Consider the following 5,463-nt stretch of genomic DNA (forward strand, 5'->3'; position numbering starts at 1 on the left):
GGCGGTCCAGGTTTCCGCACCGATGGTGGTGGGTGGCGCTGACCGACGAGGCATTCCCCCGCCTGGCGGTGGTGCGGGCGCCGCGACACGGGCGGGCCGTCGGCCCGTTTCGGGCCCGCGCCGACGCCGCCGACACCGCCGCCCTGCTGGCCCGGTTCACCGGCCTGCGCACCTGCACCAACCGGCTGGGGCGCTCGGCGTTGCACGGGCCGTCGTGCCCCGAGGCGGAGGTGTCGCCATGCCCGGCCGCGCGCGGCGTGACCGCCACCCAGTACGCCGGCGCCGTCGCGCGGGTCGCGGCGTTGATCGACGGCGCGGACAACGGCGCGCTGCGCTCGGCGGTGGACCAGGTCGGCGTGCTCGCGCAGCGGCATCACTTCGAGAGCGCCGCGCGGCTGCGCGACCGCATCGTCACCGCGGTCGAGACGCTGTGGCGCGGGCAGCGGCTGCGCGCGCTGACGGCGCTGCCCGAGCTGATCGCGGCCGCGCCCGACGGCCAGGGTGGCTATCAGCTGGCCGTCATCCGCCACGGTCAGCTCGCCGCGGCGGGCAGCGCCAGGCGCGGCGTGCCCCCGATGCCGGTCGTCGACGCGATTGTCGCTGGGGCACAAGCGATTCTGCCCACGCCGGGCCCCCTGGGCGGCGCGCTGGTCGAGGAGACCGCGCTGATCACGCGCTGGTTGACCGCGCCCGGCGTGCGCATCGTCAGGGTCGCCGAGGACGGCTGGGCTTCCCCGCTGCGGTCGGCCGGTGCCTGGTCGGCGTGGGCCGCGACGGCCCGCTCGGCGCGGCTGGCCGCACCACCGCCAGGCGGGGGAATGCCTCGTCGGTCAGCGCCACCCACCACCATCGGTGCGGAAACCTGGACCGCCGGTTGTATGGCGGGGCGTGCGCGGCCAGCAGCCGCAGCTCGCGCACGCCGGCCTCCAGCGCATGGGAGCACTCGACGTGGTCGACCGACTCTGCCAGCGCGACCATCTCCTTCATCCGGCCGCGCGGGTCGGCGCCGGTGAAGTACTGGCCGACCCGTCGTCGCAGGTCGACGGCGGTGCCGATGTAGAGCGCCTCGCCCGACGGCCCGCGGAAGAGATACACGCCGGGCCGGCGCGGCAGTCCCTCGGCGAGCACCCGCTTGCGGCGCTGCGTGGGTGTCACGTCGGGCAGGTAGGCGCGCAGGTCGGCGTAGGTGTGCACGCCCTGGTTGCCCACCCGCTCGATGAGGGCGTGCAGCACGTCGACGGTGGCGCGGGCGTCGTCGAGGGCGCGGTGGGTGGGCTGAGTGGCCACCGCGAACAGCCGGGCCAGGGCGGCCAGCCGGACGCTGGGCGCTTCCTCGCGGGACAGCACCCGGCGGGCCAGCCGGACCGTGCACAGCACCTGCGGGCGCGGCCAGGCGATGTCGCACCGTTGCGCGGCCGCCCGTAGGAAGCCGACGTCGAATCCGGCGTTGTGGGCGACCAGCACCGTGCCGTGGTCGAGGCCGGCGAACTCGAAGAACATCGGCAGCACCGCGTCGATGGCCGGTGCGTCGCAGACCATCGCGGTGGTGATGCCGGTCAGCTGCACCACCTGGGGCGGGATGCTGCGCTGCGGATCCACCAGCGTGGCGAACTCGCCGAGCACCACGCCGCCGCGCACCTTGACCGCCCCGATCTCGGTGATGGCGTCGGGGGCGGTTCCCCGGGTGGCCTTGGTGCGCCCACCGGTGGTCTCCAGGTCCACGACGACGAACGTGGTCTCGCGCAGGGACAGCTCGTCGGGCGTGAACGGTGACCCGACGTCGGCGAAGCTCAGCTGCGTCGCGCCCCGGGAAGCCACGGCGGTGACGTTAAGCCCGACGGCCGACACCCGGGCGGCTCCCACGCCGGAGCGCGGGGACGGATACCTGTCGGTGGCCCCGGTTACGGTTCGGGCAGTCCGGCGTGATGTTCGCTGACCCACTGTGCCGGAGCCCAAGCGAGAGGACCCACCCCGATGGCACCACGAACCGAACCCACCGACATCGGCATGACGCCGCCCGAACCGGGGACGCCGGTGGTGATCGACTGCGACGAGTGCGCGGTGCGCGGCCCCGGCTGCCGCGACTGTGTCGTCAGCGTGATACTCGGGGTTCCGGATACTTTATTGCAGGACGAGCGAGCGGCTTTGGAGGTTCTCGCCGAGGCCGGCCTGGCGCCGCGCCTTCGGCTTGTCCCGATTCGTCGGCACCGTGGCTCTGGTGTAGCGTAATCGCCTTGTCCCGCAAAGGTCCTCGCGAACGCGAAACGATTCACATAGAAATGACAGGATTCTTTCTAATTTCTTAACCGCTCGCTTTGGACAAACGCCGATATCGTTTCGTAACCTGTTTGAGACCTAAACCAGCTCGACGACCTATTCGTCGATGGCCGTTTAAGGAAGCAAATCTTGAGGCTTGCATCTAGGTACCCGGTTGCGCGTGTCCTGACACGGTCGGCAATAGGGACGCTAGCTGGCTTCGCGATCTTGTCCGGTGTGGTGACGGCCCCCGTGTGGGCAGACCCGGCCGAAGACGCCACGGCAAAACTCAACCAACTGTCGCGCCAGGCCGAGCAGACCACCGAGGCGATGCACAGCGCCCAGCTGGATCTGAACGACAAGCTGGCCGCCCAGCGCGCGGCGGACAAGAAGCACACCGACGACCAGGCCGCGGTCGATGCGGCGAAGGCGCATCTGGCCTCGTATCAGGATTCGGTCAACAAGCTGGCCGCCGCGACCTACATGGGTGGTCGCGTCGACGGCATGGAAGCCATCCTGACCGCCGGCTCGCCGCAGGGCCTGATCGACAAGCTGGCGGTGCAGCGCGTGATGGCCACGCAGATGACCGACCAGATGAAGAGCTTCCAGATCGCCGGGGAGCAGGCCGCCAAGGCCGAGCGCGAGTCCGCCAAGTCGGCCGCCGACGCCAAGAGCGCGGCCGAGCAGGCCGCGGCGGTCCGGGCGAGCCTGCAGTCCAAGCAGAGCCAGCTGCAGGTGCAGATCGCGGTGGTCAAGTCCCAATACCTGTCTTTAACGGCCGATCAGCGCACCGCGCTGGCCAACCCCGCCCCGCCTCCCGGCGCTCAGGCACCCCCGGAAGCGGCGCCCCCGGGCGCGCCCGCCGGGCAGGCGCCGGGTGAGGCTCCGCCCGCCGGCGGAATGCCGGGCATGCCCGGAACGGCGCCCGGCGGTGTCGGCGGCGGTGACCGCGCCACCGTCGTGCAGGCCGCGCTGACCCAGGTCGGTTCGCCCTACGTGTGGGGCGGCTCCGCACCCGGCGGTTTCGACTGTTCCGGCCTGGTGATGTGGGCATTCCAGCAAGCCGGCATCTCGCTGCCGCACTCCAGCCAGGCGCTGGCCCACGGCGGGCAGCCCGTCTCGCTGGGTGATCTGCAGCCCGGTGACGTGCTGACCTTCTACTCCGACGCCTCGCACACCGGCATCTACATCGGTGACGGCATGATGATCCATTCCTCTACCTATGGCGTGCCGGTCCGGGTGGCGCCGATGAGCGCCGGCGGTCCGATCTACGACGCTCGCCGTTACTAGACACCCCCGACCGCGTCGCCGGCGGCTCTCGATACTGCTGGCTTGGGTATTCGTCGTCGAACTGCTGGTGGCCGCGGCCGTGCCGTTCGACGCCCAGCGCGAAGCCCGGATCCGGCCCGCCCAGCTGGTCACCCCGGCCCGGAGCCAACTCCCCGCGTCAGCCAGGTCGATCACCGTCGGCGACCGCACCGTGCGGCTGCTGGGGCTCGGCGGCCCCGCCAGCGACCGGCTGCTGTCCCGGGTGGCGTCGGGCATGCCCGCGGCGATCGCCGCGGTGGAGTCGTTCTGGGGTACCGACTGGGCCCGTGAGATCTCGGTGGTCGCGGCCGGCACCGACGAGGAATTTCGCGCCGCCGCCGGCGGGGGACCGGCGTCGCAGTGGGCCGACATCGCGGCCGTGACGGTGGTCGACCGGCTCGATCCCGTTCGCCGGGTCGCCGAGGGCCAGCGGATCGTGTTCGCGCCCGGCGCGGCCACCATGAGCGCCGCGTCGTTGCGAATCGTGTTAGGCCACGAGCTTTTTCACTACGCCGCGCGCGCCGACACCGTCGCGGATGCACCTCGCTGGCTCACCGAGGGGGTGGCCGACTTCGTCGGCCGCCCGCCCGTGCCGGTGCCCGCCGAGACGCTGCTGCCCATGACGTTGCCCACCGACGCCGATCTCGACGTGCCGGGGGAGCAGCGCTCGCTGGCCTACGACCGCGCGTGGTGGTTCGCCCGATTCGTCGCCGACACCTACGGAGCGCCGAAATTGCGCGACCTCTACCTGGCCACCTGCGGCGTGCGGCATGTCGACATCGCCGCCGCCAGTCAGGATGTGCTGGGCGACAGCCCGGCGGACCTGCTCACGCGCTGGCATCAGTGGCTGGGCCACTAAGGCCGCATCGCCCGGCTCGGACCGTATGCGCGGGGTGCGCCGGCGCCAGGCTAGCCTGTCGCAGGTGAGTCGGGTCCTGCTGGTAACCAACGACTTTCCGCCCCGCCCGGGCGGCATCCAGTCGTACCTCGGCGAGTTCGTCGGCCGGTTGGTCGACGCCGGGCCGCATACGGTGACGGTGTACGCGCCGCAGTGGAAGGGCGCCGACGCCTTCGACCACTCAGCCGAGGCCGCCGGTTATCGGGTGGTGCGCCATCCGGGCACCCTGATGCTGCCCGGCCCGGCGGTCGACGCCCGGATGCGGCGGCTGATCGCCGAGGGCGGCATCGACACGGTCTGGTTCGGCGCGGCCGCGCCGCTGGCGCTGTTGGCCTCCCGCGCCCGCGGGGCCGGGGCGAGCCGCGTGCTGGCCAGCACCCACGGCCACGAGGTCGGGTGGTCGATGCTTCCGGTCGCCCGCTCGGTGCTGCGCCGCATCGGTGACGACACCGACGTCGTCACGTTCGTCAGCCGCTACACCCGGTCCCGGTTCGCGCCGGCGTTCGGCCCCCAGGCGTCGCTGGAATACCTGCCCTCGGGTGTGGACACCGCACGGTTCCGGCCCGACCCGGCGGGCCGGGCCGAGCTGCGTGACCGTTACGGGTTGGGCGAGCGACCCACCGTGGTGTGCGTGTCGCGGCTGGTGCCACGCAAGGGCCAGGACATGCTCATCAAGGCCCTGCCGTCGATCCGGCGGCGCGTCGACGGCGCCGCATTGGTCATCGTCGGCGGCGGCCCGTATATGGACTCGCTGCGCGCGCTGGCCCGTGAGTGTGGGGTGGAAGACGACGTGACGTTCACCGGCGGCGTACCGGTCGCCGAGTTGGCCACGCATCACGCGCTGGCCGACGTGTTCGCGATGCCGTGCCGCACCCGCGGTGCCGGGCTGGACGTCGAGGGGTTGGGCATCGTGTACCTCGAGGCCTCGGCGACCGGCGTGCCGGTCATCGCCGGCAAATCCGGGGGAGCCCCAGAAACGGTGCAGCACAACAAGACCGGGT

At 72.1% G+C, this 5,463-nt stretch carries 5 protein-coding genes and 1 pseudogene; 4 read left to right on the forward strand and 2 right to left on the reverse strand.

Features of this window, described 5'->3' with window-relative positions:
* Window positions 1-530: hypothetical protein (locus tag A9W96_RS33505; RefSeq protein ID WP_369830882.1), on the reverse strand; the 530-nt coding region annotated here is incomplete at its 3' end.
* Between the two features lie 208 nt (window positions 531-738).
* A pseudogene (locus tag A9W96_RS27900) lies at window positions 739-1,818 on the reverse strand (DEDD exonuclease domain-containing protein); the annotation flags it as partial.
* 156 nt (window positions 1,819-1,974) lie between these two features.
* On the opposite strand from A9W96_RS27900, the gene A9W96_RS27905 reads away from it, so the two are divergent.
* From A9W96_RS27905 to A9W96_RS27920, 4 genes are all read left to right on the forward strand, one after another.
* Complete coding sequence (locus tag A9W96_RS27905) at window positions 1,975-2,229, forward strand: hypothetical protein (RefSeq protein ID WP_197499686.1); 255 nt, start codon at window positions 1,975-1,977, stop codon at window positions 2,227-2,229.
* A gap of 177 nt (window positions 2,230-2,406) precedes the next feature.
* Entirely contained in the window at window positions 2,407-3,546 is a 1,140-nt protein-coding gene (gene ripC, locus A9W96_RS27910) for a peptidoglycan hydrolase RipC (RefSeq protein WP_067144483.1), read from the forward strand.
* 61 nt (window positions 3,547-3,607) lie between these two features.
* Entirely contained in the window at window positions 3,608-4,423 is an 816-nt protein-coding gene (locus A9W96_RS27915; protein ID WP_067144484.1) for a hypothetical protein, read from the forward strand.
* Window positions 4,424-4,487: 64 nt separating this feature from the next.
* A partial coding sequence (locus A9W96_RS27920) for a glycosyltransferase family 4 protein (RefSeq protein ID WP_067144485.1) occupies window positions 4,488-5,463 on the forward strand: 976 nt, incomplete at its 3' end.

It is taken from the genome of Mycobacterium sp. 1245852.3 (assembly GCF_001669335.1).
Lineage (GTDB): Bacteria > Actinomycetota > Actinomycetes > Mycobacteriales > Mycobacteriaceae > Mycobacterium > Mycobacterium europaeum_A.

Excerpts from the sequence above, each read along its gene's own strand:
- A9W96_RS27905 (WP_197499686.1), top strand. The coding sequence starts at position 1,975 with ATGGCACCACGAACCGAACCCACCGACATCGGCATGACGCCGCCCGAA.